The following is a 17,404-nucleotide window of genomic DNA, read 5'->3' as shown; positions in this document are numbered from 1 at the left end:
GCCTCCCACCATGCCCGAAACCACCACCGGCACCACCCGCTTCACCGACCGCGTCGTCCTCATCACCGGCGGGGGCTCCGGCCTCGGCCGCGCGACCGCCGTCCGCCTGGCAGCCGAGGGCGCTGCGCTCTCCCTCGTCGACGTCTCCGAGCAGGGACTCGAGGCGACGAAGACCGCCGTGCTCGAAGCCGCCCCCGACGCGCAGGTCCTGACGACCGTCGCCGACGTGTCCGACGAGGCCCAGGTCGACGCCTACGTCACCGCCACGACCGAGCGCTTCGGCCGCATCGACGGCTTCTTCAACAACGCCGGTATCGAGGGCAAGCAGAACCCCACGGAGTCCTTCACCGCCGCCGAGTTCGACCGCGTCGTGTCGATCAACCTGCGTGGCGTGTTCCTCGGTCTCGAGAAGGTGCTCAAGGTCATGCGCGAGCAGGGCTCCGGCATGGTCGTGAACACCGCGAGCGTCGGCGGCATCCGCGGCATCGGCAACCAGTCCGGGTACGCCGCCGCCAAGCACGGCGTCGTCGGCCTCACCCGCAACTCGGCGGTCGAGTACGGCCGCTACGGCATCCGCATCAACGCCATCGCCCCCGGAGCCATCTGGACGCCCATGGTCGAGAACTCGATGAAGCAGCTCGATGCGGAGAACCCGCGCAAGGCCGCCGAGGAGTTCATCCAGGTCAACCCCACCAAGCGCTACGGCGAGGCCCCCGAGATCGCCGCGGTCGTCGCCTTCCTGCTGTCCGACGACGCGTCCTACGTCAACGCGACGGTCGTCCCGATCGACGGCGGGCAGTCGGCCGCGTACTGAGTCCGTCACCTCCGACGCCCGGCCCACGTCCGCGTGCGCCGGGCTTCGGCCTGGAGGCGCGGCTCGGCCCCGCCGTGTCCGCCGACCGTGACAGCATGGCTGGTGTGAGTACCGATCAGACCAACGGGTCAGCCTTCGGCCGAGGCGTCGACAAGGCCCCGCCGACCGCGGCCGCCGAACTGCGACGGAGGATGGCCGCCTCGCCCGCGGGCTTCCTGCGCAGCGCGGCGTGGGTCCCCTGGAAGCCGGCAGGCACTCCGGAGGCCGGCAGCGTCGCCCACGTCATGATCCGGGACAAGCCGTTCGTGCCCGTCTTCACCGACCCGGCCGAACTCGCCGCCGGTCTGCCCGACGCCGAGGGGCGTCCGGTGCCGATGTCCGAGCTCGTGTCCGCGCTCCCCGAGGAGTTCGGCATCGTGGTCGACCCCACGAGTGCGGCCGAGGCGAACTTCCTGCACGCCGATGTCCTCGCCCAGATGCGGGTGCAGATGCAGAGCGGCGTCCCGACCAGCGACGACTGACCGCTGCGTCAGAGGCTCGGCGGGATCGTCGTCAGGCAGCCGCCATCGCCGCGACAGCGACGGCCCACCAGTACCCGAGCAGACCACCCGCCGGAACGGCCAGGACCGCGAGGACCCGAGCCCGGCGCATGAGGCTGCGGCGGGAGCGAGCGTCGGCGATCTCGCGTTCGAGTCGCTCGAAGCGCTGGACGTGGCGGAGTGTGTCGTTGATGACCACGGCGTCGACGTGCCAGGTGCCCCGTTCCTCCGCCAGCATCGACAGGAAGCGCACGGCTTCGTCGGAGTGCGCACGTGGGAGGCCGCGGATCCAGCTCCCCATACGCTCGGGCTCGAGGACCACGGCTGCCGGCGGCTTCTTGCCGAACCGGAGTTCGGCAGCCTCGACCACCAGGATCGGCTGCACGAGGATCGGACCGCCCGCCGCGGCCGACAGCAGGGCAGTCGCACGCTCCCCCTCGGCCAGCGCGCGGTGCAGGTGCGGCGTCCGCTGGCCGTTCACCATCAGTGTGCGTCCGCCCGCCCAGACCGCGTGACCGGAGTGGTTCTTCGTGTTGATCGAGAAGACGCCGGTCGGACCGACCACGATGTGATCGATGTCCGTGCTGCCCTTCCCGATCGGGACAGCGTGCAGGACCGTGAAGTCCGGGCCGAGTTCCTCGAGCTGCGCCGCGACCTGCCGCTCGCCGATCGCCCCCTTGAACCACGAACGGGCTTCCGGCCGCAGCGGGTCGTGCCCCCAGAACCGCTGCCAGGTCGTCAGTGCGCGGCCGTCGGCCTGGACCGCGAGACACTGCTGCATCACGGCGTACCCGGGCTTGCGGGCGCGGAGTGTCAGCGGCGCCGTTCCCTTGGGGCTCGGGCGGTCTGCGGTGATCGTGTGCTCCCCCATGCCTCCACGGTTCCAGGACGACGTCTGGTCCGGCCAGCCCTCGTTCTGGCGTCACGGCGCGGCGGGCGGGCGGGCGGGCCTATGGTTTCGCGCGGTTGACGGTTCTGGTTCACGATCCTCGGGTGTCGCGAACCAGAACCGTCATGCAGCGCCGACTCACCCGGCGTACTCCGCGACGAACCACCCAGGTCACGGAGACCACGATCGCCAGGACGGTCGCGGTGCCGACAGCGACCGCCCATCCCTGCGGCCTCGTCCGACGAATGGCCTGCCCGAGGCCGAGGGGCGTCCCGTGCCGATGTCCGCGTGATCGTAGCGGTCTGCCACCTTCACTCTGGCCAGCCCGTCAACCCAGTTCTGGGGATCGCTCACGTCGGCGTAGCCGATCAAGATGGGTCCGTCGTACTGAGCGGACGGGGGACGACGATGCCGTTGGGCGGTCCAGGACCACGAGATTGGTCCCCTCCGGAGTACTCGTCAAGACCCTCGCGAAGCGGTGCTCGCCGGCTGCCGACACTCCACGCACCCTCACCGCTGCTGAATGCAAAGTCACGCCGGCGCACGAGGCCCTGGGCGTTCGCGACCCTTGCGATGCTGCTCGGCTTCGGCAGCGTGGTCATCGCACTCATCGAGCCGCAACAGTCCGGGATCCAGACGGGCTTCATCGTCTCGACGATCGGCATCTCGGCGATCGTCTTCGGCGTGCAGGCGATCAAGACCGCACGATGGGACTCGGCCACTGCGCGGGCGTTCGGTCGCGGAGGTGCGATCCTCGGCAGCGTCGGGACGGCGCTCATGGCGTACGCGGTCATCGGGTCTGCTCTGGCGGGTACCGGTGTCCACCTGCCAGCACTCTCGCTCCCCCTCGATGGCCGGAGCGCTGCCGTCGGACCGGTTGCGGTCCCGCAACGCCCGGCCGTCGCTGTTCCGGTGGAGTCTGCTGTTCCGGCAGCGACGCCGGAACCTGCCGCGCCGCCAGCTCCGGCGACTGTCGAGACCGAGCGGTCGGCCGTCGTACAGAGCGCCGGCACGCTCGCCTTCGTCATGGAGCAGAGGTTCGGCATCGGTCCGTACCCGTCGACTCTGTCCGTCGGGCTGACCGCGCCGGAGCGGATCCTCCTGCCCGACGGCACCGGGCTCGTTGCCGTTCCTGATGGCGCACGCGTCCTGTACTCCGTCGCCCCGGACGGCACCGCGTGGACCGTCACGATCATCGGAGCACAGTTCGGGGCGGTGGCGACCTACAGCTCGACCATCGGCACCGTCGAGTCGGGATGATCCCCACCGCTCAGCGACGGGGGTGGACCAGCTCGATGAAGCGGGACAACAACGAGAGCCCTGAGATCGACGGCGGAAGCCCCGGCGCCGTTAAGTGTGCGAGTGAGCCGCCCGCAAAGGCTCGCACGGAGGAGCGGTCCAGGCCCTCGCGCCGCTCGTCACGGCATCGGGGACCTCGCTGTCGAACCCGACGAAGAATCCTTCGCCTGAAAAGACAGTTTTACGCGGCCACTGTGCACGGGGTCCTAGGGAGATCGACGCCGATGTTGCAGCGATGACTCGGTGGCAACTTGACTCTCCAGCCACGCAGTGCGCCGCCTTCTAGCCCGGCTGAGACCGGATCAGTTCACCCGCGAAGCACCGTCGCCTCCGAATCGGCGGCGTCCGATGCCAAGGGAGAATTGAGCGAGATCGTCGTCACGCAAGAAACCGGCTAGGTCGATCGAACCATCCGGTCCGACTCGCACCTCGACTGTGTTCGACCACGGAAGCTGCCCGACGTACCGATCAGTGAGGTGGATGAATCGCTGATTCTCCGATCCCACGAGCGGCCGGCGGCCTTCGGGTCGCTCCTTCACGTACGGTCCGTCAACCAACAAGTCCACGTTGCTGAGATCGACACGAGCTGCAAGCTCCGCGTGGGTGTACCCGGAGAACGCGATTACGCCGAGACCTGCCCGTCGGGCCGTTGCAGACAGCTCGCTGACGGCTTCGGCCTGGTCAAAGGGCTCGCCTCCGAGGAGTGTGAGCCCTTCGTCTCCTGAAGCGAGTGCAGCTTCGACGATGGTCGTGATTGCGACCGCGCGCCCGCCACGAGTGGTGAACAAATGGGGGTTGATACACCCGGCGCAACGGATGCTACAGCCCTGTGTCCAGACAGCGGTGCGCCGACCAGGACCCTCGGCGGTGGTTCCCGACAGGAGTCTCCCGACCTGGAGTCTCGTCAAAGGTCGAGCCGTCGACCGGTGGTCGCTCCGGGACCACCGTGGGTTTCGGTCGCCGCCCCGGCAGTCGATGGGTCGCCTTGCATCTGGCTTCCGAGAACAAGGAGGTGCTGCAGGTTGAGGTAGACATGCGGCGGCAGGCCGGCAGCGGTCATCAGCTGATCCTTCGACCTGAAGCCGCCCAGCCGATCACGAGCGAGCACGATGTGCTGTGCGTCCTGCGGCGTGAGGCCCAACGAGCGGAAAGCGTCGACGCCTGCTCGATTCACGTCGACGGGCTGCGGAGGTCGCCAAGCGCCCGACGGCGGCGCGTCCGCGTTCCTTCCCCCGCCCTCCGGAGCGGGCGGCGCAGACCGCAAGCGGTAGTCCGCTGCCTCGGGATTACGCAGGACGGAATCGGCTTGCTGGCGAGACATCGGCATCGGCTGATGAGTTGGGGCCCCGTTGCTCCGGTCCGAGCTTGAGTACCAGGCTCCAGGCTGGTGGTGTGCGCGCCAGCGCAGCCAACTCTTCCGAAGAAGAAACGCGTGCACGATCCCGCCAGCCCAGTTCGCAAGGACGAACAAGCCAACCAGGGTCGATTCAATCGAATCTGATGGATCAGCTTTCGTCCCCGTGTCTACGACGGAGGAGAGCACCCAGACGAGTACATCGATGACCGTCCACCCCACTGCGATGAGAATCCAAGCGAGACGCTTCGTCTTCGCGGCAACAATCCAGAAGCCCACAGCGTTCACCAGCCCGAAGGTGAGAACGGACCAGAGAACCCACGAACTGTGTCGGAGACGCCACGATCGCGAACAAAGGCGTTCCTCGGGGGTGTTCATGCCCGGTCCTCAAGATTCCTCGTAGTGATTTCCGAGACGCTTGCCGGTTGTTCGTACTCCGCCGTCAACCTGGACTCCTGGAGAACCGCGTGCGGCGTAAGAGTCGTCAGAGTGCTCATCTCGTCGAGACACGCTGGTCCAGAGACCCCGGCGGCCCGGCTCACGATCGAGCCGTCGGCATCGAGTGTCACGACTATCCGTTTCGTCATGCGCGCTCCTCGAAGACCATTTGCACTGAACCGTCGGCTGCAACTTCGCTCACGAGGTTCAAACCCATCTGAGCAGCACGCTCCCTGATGAGCTCTACGTTTCGCGCCTGGACGATGGACCCGACCCGCTTTTCAAGGTGGGCCAGGAACGCTGCGGTCACATCATCAGCGACACCGTCGATGCGACCGAGGAACACCTCACCGACACGCTGGAAGGTGAACGTGTTGGCGCCGATGGTACCGGTCACGCGGCCGTCGCCTTCTTCGACGTGCGCCGATCCGAGGGCAACGACCGCCTCTACGAGGAGACGCTGATCAGTGAGCCGCGTCGTTTGACACTTCTCGCACAGGTCGGTGCTGCGACTCTCGCGCCACGCGCCGTAGGCGGCGATGCCGAGCGGGATCAGGAGGACCTCAAGGCTCATGTCAGAACTCAATCGTTCGGCCGCCACGTGGCGACTGGTTGGAATGCGTGACGAGTACGGGCGAGAGCGGCGCCGCGGTTTCCGGTGGTGTGGCTGCGACCGCACGCGTCGCCGCCCAATCGCGAACGGCGCTGATCTGCTCGGCCTGCGTCACCGAGAGCGGGACGGTGTTCCGAACGGCCCGTGCGAAGTCAGCGAGGACGACTGCACGACGATCCGCGAAGGCGTCGAAACACGCGGAAATGACGGCCTCTGCGATCTCGGCGCCGGAGAACCCGTCCGTCGCTGCTGCGAGTTCGTCCACTGCATGTTTATCGAGAGTGAAGGCTCCAGCAGCTTTCGGACCGCTGCGGAGGCGACTCTCGATGTGAAGCTTCCAAATGTCGGCTCGTTCAGAACGGGTGGGCAGGTCGACGAAGAACACCTCATCGAAACGCCCCTTCCTGAGGAACTCAGGCGGAAGACCATCGATCTTGTTGGCCGTTGCGATCACGAAGACGTTCGACGCCTTCTCCTGCATCCAGGTCAGGAAGGTGCCCAGGACTCGGCCACTGGTACCGGAATCTCCCGCTCCGGTGCCAAACCCCTTCTCAATCTCATCGATCCAGAGGATGGACGGCGAAACTGCTTCGGCGAGGCTGAGGGCCTTTCGCATGTTCTGCTCACTGGACCCCACCAGTCCAGCGAATATCTTGCCGACATCGAGACGCAGGAGCGGAAGCCCCCATGCGCTCGCGATGCAGGTCGCTGTCAGACTCTTCCCGCATCCGGGAACCCCGGTAATGAGGACACCCTTCGGAGCGGGGACCCCCCACTCCGCGGCCTCACCGAGCCAGGCTCCGTTCCGCTTGAGGAGCCAACGCTTCAGATTGTCCAGCCCACCGACATCGTCCAACGTTCGCGACGGCGCGATGAACTCGAGAAGTCCGGACTTCCTGATCGTCTGCCGCTTCTCGTCCAGCACGAGCTTGATGTCTTCTGCGTCGAGTACCTTGTCCGAGGCGATCGCGCGTGCAAATGCGTTCTCCGCCTCTCCGAGCGTGAGGCCTTGCGCCGCCTGGATGAGGCGGTGCCGCTCCTCCGCTGACAACGCGACCGTGATGCTGTTTCGGTTGGCCGCGACGATCTCCTCGAGCACGCCGTCGATCTCGGCGGGTCCCGGGAGCGGAAGATCCACGACCGTCACAGCCTTCTCCAGCTCGACAGGGAGTGCCAGCGCAGGAGCAACGATCACGAGTGTGTGCGGCACGTCCCCGGTTCGGAAACGAGCGGCCACGTCCAGTACCGCGCGAACGACGCCGGGCTCGGCAGGACGACCGCCTGCTCCGAGGAAATGGTGGAGGTCGTGGAACACGAAAATGGTGGGCTCGGCAGCATCCATTGCGGCTGCGAGACCCTCTTGCGCAGGAAGCGGCTTCCCGCGCTCGCCCGCCGCATGAAGCCCCTTCGAGAGGGTGAAGTGGACGACCTGCCGAGGACGCTTCAGCTCGCTGGCGAGTGCGACGCGCTCGATCTCGGCGGTCACGCGCTCGGCCTCGTGACTCTCGACCAGCAGGACCGCATGTCTCGCCCTGATGAGATCAATGAGCTTCGTTCTGAAGACGGCTCCGTCAGCTTGCAATTCGAGGTCCCCTTTCCACGCTCGGAGGTTATTGGACAACCATTGCTCTGCTCTAGTGCGACGCGCACCCCAGACCGGGGGCGAACGAATGATGCGGTTTTCCGCGTCCTAGCGCTCGTTGGCTGGGTTCACCGCTGTGCTGGCTCGACGAGCTCGATGAAGCGAGACAACAGGGACAGGCCCGCGATCGACGGCGGCAGCCCCGTGGTCAGCGATGGCGAGTGCACGAGGTACGCCGCCCACTTCGCCCGCGAGATCGCCACGTTCAACCGGTTCGGCATGAGCAGGAAGTCGAGGCCGCGTGGGATGTCCGCCGCACTCGATGCCGCCAGGGACACGATCGACACGACGGCCTCGCGGCCCTGGAACAGGTCGACGGTGCCGACCTGAGTGCCGGTGAAGCCCGAGCGGTCGAGCTCCTGCCGGATCAGTGCCCCCTGCGCGTTGTACGGCGCCACCACGATGACGTCCTCGTCGGTCAGGTCCCGGGTGTCGGAACCGTCGGTCCAGGTGCGACCGACGACGTCACCGACGAGGGCGACGACCCGGGCGGCCTCTTCAGCAGAGGACGTCGTGTTGCCCGCGTGCACGACCGGCACGGGGTGCACACCCGCGTCGATGCCGTCGAGGTGCCGGCCGGAGACCATCGAGGCGAGCTTTCCGTCGTAGGACAGAGCGGAGACGGACTCGGTCAGCGCGGGGTCCATGCGGCGGGTTCGGGCCAGGAAGTACCCGAACTCCGACGGCAGGACGTGCTGGCCGTCGGCGAGCCAGCCGAGCGCAGACTCGTCGACGGGCTCCGGGTGCGAGCCCTGCGACACCTGGGGCAGCTGCTGGGGATCCCCGAGCAGCAGGAGCCGGGTCGCGGCGACCGACGACGCGATGGTCGGTGCGAGGGAGAACTGTCCGGCCTCGTCGACCACGAGCAGGTCGAGCGAACGGCGCTCGATCGTCGACTCGTTCGCGAACGTCCACGCCGTGCCACCGACGACACCGCCGGTACCCGAGGCCTCGGACGAGGACAGGAACGCGGCGACCGCGGCACCGTTCTTCACCGGGGTCCAGGCCGCGGCGTCGAGCTCGTCCTCGGTCGCGCCGGACTTCGGCACCTTCACGACCCGGTCCGCCGGGACGCCAGCCTTGACCACCGAGGCGAGGAAGTTCTCCGACGTCGCGTGTGATTGGCCGACGACCCCCACGCGCCAGCCGTACTCGCGGACGAGCCGGGCGACGACGTTCGAGCCGACGTAGGTCTTGCCCGTGCCGGGAGGGCCCTGGATCGCCAGGTAGGACCGGTCGAGGCCGAGCAGGGTCGACACGACGGCCGACACCGTGTCGTCGCCCTGCACCGGGACGATCGGGCCACGCGGGGGCACCCGACGCAGCAGGTCGAGCGCAGGGTCGGGCAGCATCGCCGGCAGCTCGTCGAGCACGGCCTGACCCCACCAGGCGATCGCCTCCGGCTGGGGCTTCGCTCGGGGCGGCGCCGACGGGGCGAGGGCCACCGGGAACTCGTGGTGCGGTTCGCCGCCGACGGGCAGTCCCTCTTTCACGAGGACCTCGACGGCATCCCCGTTGTCCCACGCGTCCATGATCACGGCGCGCGACGACGCGCCCTTCGACCCGGGGCCCGGTGAGGCGACCGAGGGCGGAAGCGGGTCGTCGTAGACCAGGTGGGGCGTGCCTCCAGGCCGGAGCCGCGAGCCGGGCGCGAGCGTCCCCGACAACCGGAGTTCCCGCGACTGCGAGCGGGCACGCGGCAGCGTGTCCCAGTCGCGCTCGACGGACGCACGCTCCACGACCAGGACGTCACGCGTGTCGGCCCAGTCGTCGACCGGGTTCCGCAGGCGGTCGAAGTGGTCCTGCCAGAAGGTCTTGGCCTCGCGGCGGTGGTAGTCGATCGCGGCCGCGGCGAGCGCCAACGCGGTCTGGTCCGGGGTGCGGTCGAGGGCGTCGACGTCCTCGAGCTGCGCGGCGAGCGCCACGTACACCGGGTTCGGCTCGCGCTCGACGGGGATCGGTGGGACCTCGAGCTCGAGCGCGGGGTCGGCCGCGTCGGGGTCGTCGGTGCGCAGCGAGCGGAGCCAGTCGCGCAGGCGCAGGGTCGAGCGGCAGTCGTAGGCGTTGTAGTCGGCGACCTGGTCGAGCATCCGCTGCCCCTCGACGGCGTCGCCGTTCCGGAGTTCCTCGATCGCGTCGACGTAGGCGGTGATGCTGTCCGCGGCATTCGTGACGTCGCTCTCGCGCAGGTCCGAGCCCATGTACAGCGGTTCGAGCTTCTTGATGGAGTAGCTGTGGCTGCCGACGACCAGGGCCTTGCGGACGATCGGGTACAGGTCGACCAGGACCCCGGCGCGCAGCAGGTCGTCGACGGCCTCTTCACCCACCCCGTGCCGGGCGGCGAGCGACAGCAGGTGGGTCCGCTCGTACGCGGCGTAGTGGTAGATGTGCATGCCCGGGTACTGCTGCCGCCGGGCCTCGATGAACGCGAGGAACTGCTCCAGCGCGACCCGCTCGTCGCGGATGGTGTGCGCCCAGAACGCGGTGAACTCGGCGTGGTCGTCGACCAGGCCGAACAGGTAGTCGAGGCCCCAGTGCACGCCGTCCTCGGTGTGCAGCGGGTCGCCCTCGAAGTCGAAGAACACGTCACCCGGGTCGGGTGCCGGGATCGCGTCGAGCGCACGGGCGTCGAGGACCTCGAAGCGCGGCTTCACGGGCTGGCCCGGCCCGTCGGCGCCCGTCCGTCGGGCGTCTTCCGACTCGATCTGGAGGCTCGCCTGCCGTACCAGCCGATCCTGCGTCGCGCGGGACAAGCCCGGTACTGCCCGGGTGCGGACCGCCAGGTCGTCGATCGTCCGCACCTCGTGCTTGATCAGCTTCGCCCGCTGGTCCAGGCGCATGCCCGCGACGAGGACGAGGTCGCGGTGCTCGGCAACCTGGGTCGAGCAGACGGCGCATCGGCCACAGCTCGAGTAGCGCGGGTCGCCCCACCGCAGCGGTTCGTCTGCCGCGATGCGCTCGGCGATGACCCGCTGCAGTTCGGCGCGCTGCGTGCGGTACACCGGCGCGATGTCGGCGAGGTCGTGCGTGGTGGTCGTCCGGTCGCCGAGCACCAGGTGCACCTGCTCGCCGGTGGGGATGCCGTGCGCCTGCATCTGCTCGGCGTACGCGGCGAGCTGCAGCAGGGCGCTGATCTTGGCGTGGCGGGCGAGCTTGGTGTCGTAGACCTCGTACTCGCCGCGGTCGTTCCGGATGATGAAGTCCGCGAAGCCGATGAACCCGGGGGCGTCGGCCGTCGGCGCTGTGTGGAACGTCGGCTGGTAGAGCACGTCGGCACCGTCGGCGAAGGCCTGTCGTGCTTCGGCCGCGGCGCGTGCGTAGTCCGGCGGTGCGGGGCGGTCGAACTCGACGACCTTGCGGGTCTGCTTGAGGATGTCGAGGTAGTCGAGCTCGTGCTGGTCCCCCAGCCGTGCGGTGCGCTCGAGCATGTCGTCGTGCACGTCGGGCAGGGCTTCCCCGCGGCCGACCTTGGCGTCGAGGCGGCGGAGGAACGCCCACTCGCAGGCCGACCACGTGCTCAGGTCACTCGGGCTGAGCAGCACGTGCCCGTCGACGCCGATCTGCATGCGCTCCCCCTTGCTCTCCGGTGCCCTGAAAGCCTAGGGGTGGGCGCCGACACCGAACGAGAACGGGTCGGACCCCTCAGGGGTCCGACCCGTCCCGATGTGCACTCGGCTTACCAGCAGATGAAAAGGCTGATCGAAGAGAGCAGGATGTGGCCGCCTTCTTCGGGCGCATCCGGCTCGATCGCCTGGAGGTCGTGAGCGTTCATCGTCGTCGTCCTTTCGTCGGTCAGTTGACGATTGTGAACGTACACACGTCATGTTTGACATGTCAATACTCCACTGGCACCATCTGGTCATGGGCATCGGGTGGGCAGGATTGGACGGCGACTGGGCGGACTGGCGGATCACGAGCGACTCTGATTGGGCGCACTACGGGCAGCCCGTCGGAACGCCGCCCGACCAAGGCTGGAAGATCCACTTGTCGGCTCGCCTGCAGGATGCCGAGCGGGTTCGATCGCTGGCTGCCGAGTTCTGCAGGACCGCGGGATGGTCGTTCAAGCACCTGGCAGACAGGACGGTCCTCGAACGGGCCAACGCGAAGGATGCGCCTCGTACGAGCAGTGGAAAGTTCGTGACGATCTACCCTCCAGGGTCCGCGGTCGACGAAGCGCTGCTCGACCACTTGACTGCGACCTTCGGTGACTGCCGCGGACCGCGGATCCTCGGCGACCTCCAGTGGCGGAACTCCGTGGTGCACGTCCGCTACGGAGCGTTCCGTTCGCTCTCCGACTGGGACGGCAAGCCCGCCATCCGAGATCCGAGCGGTGCCCTCGTGCCGGACCGCCGAGGGGTCGTGTTCGACCCGCCCGACTGGGTCGAGCTGCCGAAGTGGGTCGCGGCCGAACGGCTTCGATCAGCTGGATCCGACGAGCCGCTCTCGCGGATGCACGTCTCCGGCGCGTACTCGTTCTCCAACGCTGGCGGCGTGTACCGAGCGTTGCACGATGCGCACGGCGAAGTGGTCCTCAAGGAAGGCCGCGAGTACGTCGGAGAACAAGCCGGCCGCGACGCTGCTGGTCGCGTCGAAGACGAGTACGAGGCCCTTCGCCACCTGGACGGTTCAGGGGTGGCACCGCGGGCCTACGGGACGTTCCGCTCCGGAGGTTCGGCGTTCATGATGAGCGAACGGGTGCCGGGCACACCGTTCAACCGCGCAGTCATGTCGCAGAACCCGCTCACCGCCACCGAGGCCGACCGCACGGCGCTCGACGAACACGCAGCGAGCGTCCACCACGTCGTGCGGGCGATCGAGCGCGAAGTCGAGCGGTTGCACGCGCTCGGAGCCGTCCACGGTGACATCTCGCCGAGGAACGTGCTCGTGGAGTCTCCGACAGCCGCGCGGCTGATCGATTTCGAGTCGTGCACGTTCGGCGACCAACCCGGGACGATCGGGCCAGCGACGCCGGGTTTCAGCGCACCGAACGCGGTCCGTGGGCCAGACCGCGATCTGTTCGCGATCGCATGCCTGCACCTCGCCGCCCTCGTTCCCCTCACGACGCTCTTCCCACTGGACCCCGGGAAGATCGATGAAGTACTCGCCGCGGCCCGGCTCTGGTTCCCGACCGCGCCGGTGGACGCGCTGCGTGTCGTCTTCGGTCGATGCGTTGCCCTGCCGGACGGGAACACTGTGCGTACGACGCCACCCGGTGTTGCCGAGCTCCGTGACGCGATCAGATCGCGGAGGGAAGCGCCCGGGTCGGTACAGCGGTCCGGCCTCGAGCGTGGAGCGGACGGCGTCACGCTCGCACTGCAACGGTCCGAGCCCGACACGAGAACTTCCCCGAGCCCGCCCGCGAGCCAGGCGTCCTCAGGCGCGGGCCTGTTCTCCGGCCGGGCTTCTGCGGTACTCCTGGGCAGGACAACGCCGGCGTTCCTCGCCCGGCTGCGGGACGAGGTCCTCGGCATGCTGCGCGTCGATCTCGAGGACGGGCTCGCGGGGATCGGCCTCGCGCTCCTCAGCGCACCGACACGGGCCGTCCACCGGGAGACCATCGACGTGATCGCCCGGCGGCTCACCGACTTCAGCCACGATCAGGACCGGACGGAGCAGCTGCCAGCAGGGCTGCTCAACGGCCCGTCCGGCATTGCCCTGTTCCTGGCGTCACACGGACGGCTGCACGACGATGCGGCGGCCGTCGAGTCCTCCCGACGCCTGCTGCAGATCGACGTGCGCCGCCTCGAGCACCGACACGGGTGGGGCCTGCAACTCCGCCACAGCGGCCGGCTCGTGCCGTTCCTCGGCTCCGGCTCCGCCGGCGTCGGGACGGCACTCGTGCAGGTGTTCCGCGCAACGTCCGACCAGGACTTCCTGCGGGTACTCCACGGCGTGGCCGATGCAGCGTCGCCGGACTTCACCGCGCATTCGGGTCTGCTCGGCGGACGCGCCGGACTGGTCCACTTCCTTGTCGACGTCGGCGAGCTCGGAATCGCACCGTACGATCCCGAGTCCATCGCCGCGCGCTTGGACGAGCACCGTCGGCGTCTCGCGTTGCACCGCCTCCAGACTCCTGAGGGGGTCGCCTACCCGGACCAGCATCTCCGAGCAGTCGACGACGGTTGGGGACATGGTGGAGCAGGCGTCCTCACCGCCTTGGCCGCGATCGAGGACTTCGAACGTGGGCGCGACGTGCAGCACGATGTTCCGTCGTTCCTCCGCGGCGGGCACCGATGATCGCGCTCTCCGTCCTCGGGGTCTCGGCGCGCTCGATCCGTCCAGACGGCCGCAGGATCATCAGCGACGTGAGCTTCCGCGCCGAGCCCGGCAGCCTGACCGCCATCGTGGGACCGTCCGGGGCCGGCAAGTCGACCCTGCTCGACCTGATGACGGGGATCGAGGTGCCGGCGACCGGCTCGGTCCTGCTCGGCAACACACGCATGCACCCTGCCACGGACTCTGCCAGAGCACGGTTGCGAGCGCGGATGTTCGCCGCAGCACGACAAGGTGACGATCTCATCGATGCGCTGTCGGCCGACGACAACGTCCTGCTCGGTCAACGTCTCGCCCGCAAGATCGACCGATCGTTCGCGGAACGCGTGTGCGCGGCGCTCAACCTCGACCGTGACGTTCGTCGAACGCCGGTACAGCACCTGTCGGGCGGGCAGCGGCGGCGAGTCGCCCTCGCGCGCGCCTGCGCGGCCGGTACGGCAATGCTGGCCTGCGACGAGCCGACCACGGCACTGGACGACTCGAACGCCGGGCTCGTCCGTGGAGTCCTCCGGAGCGCGGCGACCTCGGGCAGGACAGTGGTCGTCGTCACCCACGACCCGCAGCTGGCGGTGGATGCCGACCGGATCGTTCAGCTGGTCGACGGCCGGACGACTGCGCTGCTCGATCGTCCGACCGAACAGCAGGTCCGCCGCCTCATGACGGTGCCCTCGTGATCGCTGTCCTCGCACTGGCTCGCACGGTCCACAGTGATCCTCGGCCGGCGCTCGGATTCGTGGTCACGGTGGTCGTCGCCGCGCTCGGACTCGACGTGGTTGTCGGAGGCGGGCTCGACATCGCGGGCGCCCACCCGGACACCGCTCGAGCACTCGAAGCGGTCATGCAGCTCACGTCGGTCAGCTCGTTGGTCGCGTCGTTCGTGTCGGCACGAGGACTCGCGATCTCGCTGCTGCCGGAGACGCGCTCCCTCCGAGCACTCGGCGTGAGCTGGACGACGTCCTGGGCGTTCGGAGCGATGGTCGTCTCCTCCGCAGCGGTCGTCGCCGTGCTCTTCGGGGTCGTGGTCGGACAACGGCTCCGGACCAGCTGGGTCGGAGGTCTCACGGAGGTCCTCGGTATGACGGCTCCACGTTCAGGCGGCATCCCGAGCGGTGTGACCACGTGTCTGCTCGCCGTCGTCTGTGCAGCGGGCTGGTGGAGTGGGCTGCGAGCTGGCCGGTTCGCCGTCGTCCGTTCCGGTCGCGCGTGGAGAGCGGTGAGTGCGTTCGTGGTGGCGGCGTTGTTCCTGGTGCCCTCGGTACTCGCGGTTGCGTTCGCGCCAGTCCTGATGAGCATGGTCAGCGGCGCCGGGGACGAGACAGCTGCCAGCCGTCTGACCGTGCTCGACTCGTCGGACGGGCCGCTCATCGTGATGTCCGCCGCCGGGTTCGGGTTCGTCGGGGCGGCGGCTGTCATCGCTTCGGACGCGTCCCGGACCATGGTCGGCGTCGCCGCTCACCTCCTGCGTTCCGGCCCGGTGGCATCGTTCGTCGGCCTCTGCTTGGCCCGAGCGCGCATCGGTTCGTTCGGCGCGCTCACGACGTTGGTCGCAGCCGGGGTCGGCTTGACCGTCACGAGGACCATGACAGCAACCGTCGCGAGCAGCCTGGCGAGCGAGAGAGCCGGAGCGGGCATTGTCGAACTCGGGCTCACGCTCGGTCCGGCGCTCTGCATCGCTGCCGCAGCTTCGGTGGGTTCGGCTCTCGCGCAGAGCCGCGGGACCGGTAGTGACCTCGCCACGCTCAGGCACATCGGTTCCACCCAGGGCGGGACGATCGTCACACTCTCCGTGGCAGCCGTCGCGATCGGCGCGAGCGGGTCCCTGATCGGGCTCGGTGCGGCCCTCGGCGTCGCTCTGGTCGCGTTCGCGAGCGGCGTGGATGCCTCCTGGCTCGCGGCCATGGACCCGACCGTGCCACTCGTCGCCGTTCTCACGGCCACGCTCGGCACTGCGGCGGTGTTCGTGTGCAGCGAGCTCGTCGGAGTCGTTCTCCACCACCGCCCGGGCCGTGCGCTGCGAGTTCGTCACGGCCGATGCGAGCACCCGACGCATGCCGGCCGCATGAGGTGAACGCCCGCCGAAGCCGCGGGTGTGCCGAGTGACCGATCAGTCGGTGATCGCTACGAACCGCGGCCCGTCGTACCCATCGCGCACCACGTGCGCCGTGAAGTCCGCGAGCGAACGCACCCAGTGCCCCCGCTCGCCGTACAACGCCTGGTAGACGACCACCGGCTCCTCGGTCTCGACGTCACGGGCGACGATCAGCACCTCGTAGTCGTTCCCCTTGAAGTGCCGGTAGCGCCCAGGTGTCACGTCGAAGCTCACAATCTCGATCGTAGGCAGGCGAGCCGTCCGCTGCCGACGCTGGAAACGTATGCCTATTCGAGGCGAAGGTGTCCCCACACTGGCGGGACGCTCGCCTGCCGACGGAACGACGCGACGGCTGCACCGGGCCGCCTGACCGCCCGGCCCCGTCACGAACGGACACGTGCTTCCGTGCGGACAGCACCACGACGTACGGTCGCACCATGACCGTCATCGTGGCCGTCGCCGTGCTGGCGGGGGTTCTTGCCCTCGCCACCGTCCTCGGGCTGCTCCTCCGCTCCAGGACCGGCCGCGCGAAGCCCAGCACGACCTCAGCCGATGGCACCCCCAGCACCGTCGCCGACCTCGCCCCGCCGACAGCCTTCGGCACGCGCGCCACCCTCGTCCAGTTCTCCACTCCGACCTGTGCCCGCTGCCCCGCGACCGCCCGGCACCTGGACTCCGTCGCAGCCCGACACGACGGTGTCTCCCGACTGGAGATCGACCTCGCCGAGCACCCCGGACTGGCGAGCCGCTTCAACGTCCTGCAGACCCCGACGGTCCTGCTGCTCGACGCCAACCGGACCGTTCGCACCCGCTTCGGAGGCCCACCGCGCCCACCCGAGCTCACCGCAGCCCTCGACGCCGTCCTGACCGCAGGCAGCACGGACACCTCAGGCACCTCAAGCACCACCGGCACCCAGGAGTCCCGATGACCACCACGAACGACACCGACCGCGGCATCGACCCGCGCTCCCCACGCTTCGGCGCCGCCATCACCACGGTGCTCCTCGCCGCGACGATCGTCCTCACGCTCATCCCCGAGACGTGGGTCGCCGGCATCGTGCTGCTCGCGGTCATCGTCGTGCTGTTCGCCGTCGGAGGCATCGCCGGCATCCGCCGCCACCCCTACGGCGCGCTCTTCCGACGCGTCGTCCGCCCGCGCCTGGCCCCGCCCGCCGAACTCGAGGCCCCGGAACCCCCGACCTTCGCCCAGCAGGTCGGCCTGTTCGTGACCGCAGTCGCCCTGCTCCTCGCGCTGCTCGGCGTGCCGTACGCCGCCCCGATCGGTGCCGCGGTCGCCTTGGTCGCCGCATTCCTCAACGCCGTCTTCGACGTCTGCATCGGCTGCCTGCTCTACGTGTGGCTGGTCCGGGCGGGCGTCTTCCGTCCGCGGCGCGGCGTCGCCTGACGGCGTCCGGTCTGGAGGCCCGCCCCACCTCGACCGCACCGCCAGCGTC

General features: G+C 68.8%; 15 protein-coding genes. 8 read left to right on the top strand and 7 right to left on the bottom strand.

Annotation, left to right across the window (positions count from 1 at the left end):
- The first annotated feature begins 10 nt into the window (after positions 1–10).
- Positions 11–814: a glucose 1-dehydrogenase gene (locus QRN49_RS01335; RefSeq protein WP_111030284.1), complete on the top strand. Its 804-nt coding sequence runs from the start codon at positions 11–13 to the stop codon at positions 812–814.
- Positions 815–909: 95 nt separating this feature from the next.
- Positions 910–1,335: an SseB family protein gene (locus QRN49_RS01330; RefSeq protein ID WP_194622235.1), complete on the top strand. Its 426-nt coding sequence runs from the start codon at positions 910–912 to the stop codon at positions 1,333–1,335.
- A gap of 31 nt (positions 1,336–1,366) precedes the next feature.
- Here QRN49_RS01330 and QRN49_RS01325 read toward each other — a convergent pair whose 3' ends face one another.
- Positions 1,367–2,224 (bottom strand): nuclease-related domain-containing protein, encoded by an 858-nt coding sequence (locus QRN49_RS01325; RefSeq protein ID WP_284753529.1) that lies wholly within the window; start codon positions 2,222–2,224, stop codon positions 1,367–1,369.
- 591 nt (positions 2,225–2,815) lie between these two features.
- Between QRN49_RS01325 and QRN49_RS01320 the strand changes: the two genes are divergently transcribed.
- Complete coding sequence (locus tag QRN49_RS01320) at positions 2,816–3,502, top strand: hypothetical protein (protein ID WP_284753527.1); 687 nt, start codon at positions 2,816–2,818, stop codon at positions 3,500–3,502.
- Between the two features lie 341 nt (positions 3,503–3,843).
- Here the strand turns inward: QRN49_RS01320 and QRN49_RS01315 are convergent, their stop codons facing one another.
- The 5 genes from QRN49_RS01315 to QRN49_RS01295 all read right to left on the bottom strand — a co-directional run bounded on the left by QRN49_RS01315 (position 3,844) and on the right by QRN49_RS01295 (position 11,154).
- Complete coding sequence (locus QRN49_RS01315; RefSeq protein ID WP_209130693.1) at positions 3,844–4,449, bottom strand: 4Fe-4S single cluster domain-containing protein; 606 nt, start codon at positions 4,447–4,449, stop codon at positions 3,844–3,846.
- Positions 4,446–5,273, bottom strand: coding sequence for a ComEA family DNA-binding protein (locus QRN49_RS01310; RefSeq protein ID WP_284753521.1), 828 nt, complete (start codon positions 5,271–5,273; stop codon positions 4,446–4,448). The genes QRN49_RS01315 and QRN49_RS01310 overlap by 4 nt, the downstream gene beginning before the upstream one ends.
- A gap of 205 nt (positions 5,274–5,478) precedes the next feature.
- On the bottom strand, positions 5,479–5,907 hold the full coding sequence (locus QRN49_RS01305; protein WP_111030277.1) for a hypothetical protein: 429 nt from the start codon (positions 5,905–5,907) through the stop codon (positions 5,479–5,481).
- 1 nt (position 5,908) lies between these two features.
- On the bottom strand, positions 5,909–7,528 hold the full coding sequence (locus QRN49_RS01300; RefSeq protein WP_209131043.1) for an AAA family ATPase: 1,620 nt from the start codon (positions 7,526–7,528) through the stop codon (positions 5,909–5,911).
- Positions 7,529–7,656: 128 nt separating this feature from the next.
- On the bottom strand, positions 7,657–11,154 hold the full coding sequence (locus tag QRN49_RS01295; RefSeq protein WP_284753512.1) for a TM0106 family RecB-like putative nuclease: 3,498 nt from the start codon (positions 11,152–11,154) through the stop codon (positions 7,657–7,659).
- Between the two features lie 256 nt (positions 11,155–11,410).
- Between QRN49_RS01295 and QRN49_RS01290 the strand changes: the two genes are divergently transcribed.
- Genes QRN49_RS01290 through QRN49_RS01280 form a run of 3 tightly spaced genes read left to right on the top strand, consistent with a single transcriptional unit; the run spans position 11,411 to position 15,929 of the window.
- Positions 11,411–13,825: a class III lanthionine synthetase LanKC N-terminal domain-containing protein gene (locus tag QRN49_RS01290; protein WP_502868952.1), complete on the top strand. Its 2,415-nt coding sequence runs from the start codon at positions 11,411–11,413 to the stop codon at positions 13,823–13,825.
- On the top strand, positions 13,822–14,535 hold the full coding sequence (locus tag QRN49_RS01285; protein WP_284753508.1) for an ABC transporter ATP-binding protein: 714 nt from the start codon (positions 13,822–13,824) through the stop codon (positions 14,533–14,535). The genes QRN49_RS01290 and QRN49_RS01285 overlap by 4 nt, the downstream gene beginning before the upstream one ends.
- Positions 14,532–15,929, top strand: coding sequence for a hypothetical protein (locus QRN49_RS01280; RefSeq protein WP_284753506.1), 1,398 nt, complete (start codon positions 14,532–14,534; stop codon positions 15,927–15,929). Before QRN49_RS01285 ends, QRN49_RS01280 begins: the two co-directional genes overlap by 4 nt.
- A gap of 36 nt (positions 15,930–15,965) precedes the next feature.
- On the opposite strand, the gene QRN49_RS01275 is transcribed toward QRN49_RS01280, so the two are convergent.
- Positions 15,966–16,184 (bottom strand): DUF1653 domain-containing protein, encoded by a 219-nt coding sequence (locus QRN49_RS01275; protein WP_284753504.1) that lies wholly within the window; start codon positions 16,182–16,184, stop codon positions 15,966–15,968.
- 203 nt (positions 16,185–16,387) lie between these two features.
- Here QRN49_RS01275 and QRN49_RS01270 point away from each other — a divergent pair, with 203 nt between their 5' ends.
- Together QRN49_RS01270 and QRN49_RS01265 are read left to right on the top strand one after the other, a co-directional pair.
- Positions 16,388–16,879, top strand: coding sequence for a TlpA family protein disulfide reductase (locus QRN49_RS01270; protein ID WP_284753503.1), 492 nt, complete (start codon positions 16,388–16,390; stop codon positions 16,877–16,879).
- Positions 16,876–17,355 carry a DUF4395 domain-containing protein gene (locus QRN49_RS01265; protein WP_209050638.1) on the top strand — a complete coding sequence of 160 codons (480 nt, stop codon included), beginning with the start codon at positions 16,876–16,878 and terminating at the stop codon, positions 17,353–17,355. The genes QRN49_RS01270 and QRN49_RS01265 overlap by 4 nt, the downstream gene beginning before the upstream one ends.
- The last annotated feature ends 49 nt before the right edge of the window (positions 17,356–17,404 follow it).

Source organism: Curtobacterium sp. ME-Dv--P-122a (genome assembly GCF_030209645.1).
GTDB lineage: Bacteria > Actinomycetota > Actinomycetes > Actinomycetales > Microbacteriaceae > Curtobacterium > Curtobacterium flaccumfaciens.
This window is presented reverse-complemented; position numbering and strand designations above follow the sequence as displayed.

What these genes read in the sequence shown, in the direction of transcription:
- QRN49_RS01295 (WP_284753512.1), bottom strand. Translation starts at nt 11,154, where the DNA reads ATGCAGATCGGCGTCGACGGGCACGTGCTGCTCAGCCCGAGTGACCTG.
- QRN49_RS01305 (WP_111030277.1), bottom strand. Translation starts at nt 5,907, where the DNA reads ATGAGCCTTGAGGTCCTCCTGATCCCGCTCGGCATCGCCGCCTACGGC.
- QRN49_RS01335 (WP_111030284.1), top strand. Translation starts at nt 11, where the DNA reads ATGCCCGAAACCACCACCGGCACCACCCGCTTCACCGACCGCGTCGTC.
- QRN49_RS01330 (WP_194622235.1), top strand. Translation starts at nt 910, where the DNA reads ATGGCTGGTGTGAGTACCGATCAGACCAACGGGTCAGCCTTCGGCCGA.
- QRN49_RS01320 (WP_284753527.1), top strand. Translation starts at nt 2,816, where the DNA reads ATGCTGCTCGGCTTCGGCAGCGTGGTCATCGCACTCATCGAGCCGCAA.
- QRN49_RS01290 (WP_502868952.1), top strand. Translation starts at nt 11,411, where the DNA reads ATGTTTGACATGTCAATACTCCACTGGCACCATCTGGTCATGGGCATC.
- QRN49_RS01310 (WP_284753521.1), bottom strand. Translation starts at nt 5,273, where the DNA reads ATGAACACCCCCGAGGAACGCCTTTGTTCGCGATCGTGGCGTCTCCGA.
- QRN49_RS01285 (WP_284753508.1), top strand. Translation starts at nt 13,822, where the DNA reads ATGATCGCGCTCTCCGTCCTCGGGGTCTCGGCGCGCTCGATCCGTCCA.
- QRN49_RS01270 (WP_284753503.1), top strand. Translation starts at nt 16,388, where the DNA reads ATGACCGTCATCGTGGCCGTCGCCGTGCTGGCGGGGGTTCTTGCCCTC.
- QRN49_RS01325 (WP_284753529.1), bottom strand. Translation starts at nt 2,224, where the DNA reads ATGGGGGAGCACACGATCACCGCAGACCGCCCGAGCCCCAAGGGAACG.
- QRN49_RS01265 (WP_209050638.1), top strand. Translation starts at nt 16,876, where the DNA reads ATGACCACCACGAACGACACCGACCGCGGCATCGACCCGCGCTCCCCA.